The 1100-nt window shown below is 60.7% G+C and carries 1 pseudogene; it reads right to left on the bottom strand.

From position 1 onward, the window contains the following. Positions 1-37: 37 nt before the first annotated feature. Positions 38-877 (bottom strand): annotated as a pseudogene (locus ACFWIC_RS41110) (IS5 family transposase). Positions 878-1100: the final 223 nt, after the last annotated feature.

The following is a 1100-nucleotide window of genomic DNA, read 5'->3' as shown; positions in this document are numbered from 1 at the left end:
AGGGGGCATTTGGTGAGAGTAGTTTGCCCTTTATGTCCTAGTAGGTTCCTCGCCAGGTTGGTGTGGTCTCGTCCGTTATGCGCTTGGTGAGGTTGTCGATAGAGGCGATGTGGATCATGGCTTCGGAGCTGGCCGGCAGGGTCTCGTAGTCACGGGTGAGACGGCGGCGCTGCATGATCCACCCCAGGCTTCGTTCGACTACCCACCGCCTTTTCACCACGTGAAATCCGGGGACGTCGGACTTCCGGTGGACGACTTCGACGTCGATGCCCAGGCTTGCGCCGTGCTCGATCATGGCGTTCTTGAACCCGGTGTCGACCCAGCTCTTGGAGATGCTTGGATAGGTCTTCTTGGCCTGGTTGAGGAGGCGTATTCCCACGGCGTTCTCGGACAGGCTCGCGGCGGTGACGGTGACGGCGAGGATGAGTCCGATGGTGTCGGTGAGGATGCCTCTCTTGCGGCCGACGATTTTCTTCGCGGCGTCGGTTCCTTGGCTGGCCAGGGGAACGTTGGTGGAGGTCTTCACGCTCTGGGTGTCGATTACCGATGCGGTCGGTTCGGGCTTGCGACCTTCCTTGACCCGGGCCAGTCCGGTGAGGTCGTAGTTGAGTTGGGCGAAGATTCCCTCGTCGCGCTATGCGGCGTAGTAGGCGTAGACGGTGCCGTGGTTGGGGAAGTCGTGCGGAAGGTACTTCCAGGGGATTCCGGTGCGGTTGATGTAGAGGATCGCGTTGAAGACGTCGCGCAGGTCGACCTTCGCCGGCTGGCCGGTCGGCCGACGGTCGAGCCGGGCCTTTCTCCATGCCGTCAGAATCGGCTCGATCAGGGCCCATCGGGCGTCGGACAGATCGCTCGGGTACGGCTTGCGCTCGGTCATGACACAGCGTCAGCACGAATGTGGCGGAGGATCCCGTTCCGCTGCCTGTTGGGTGTTTCTATGACTTCTTCAAACCAGACGGATTCTAGTACCCAGAAGGGGATGAGACGGGCGGCTCACTCGACAGGCGAGGGCGGAGCAAGCTTCTCTTGTGCGGCATAGAACCTAAAAGTGGACAAGGATGAACGCTGCATATAGGAGCAAAGCTCCTGAAACGCCCTCT

The sequence above is a fragment of the Kitasatospora sp. NPDC127035 genome (assembly GCF_042726075.1).
Classification (GTDB): domain Bacteria; phylum Actinomycetota; class Actinomycetes; order Streptomycetales; family Streptomycetaceae; genus Kitasatospora.
The sequence above is the reverse complement of the archived record's forward strand: the minus strand, read 5'-3'. Positions and strand labels throughout refer to the sequence as shown.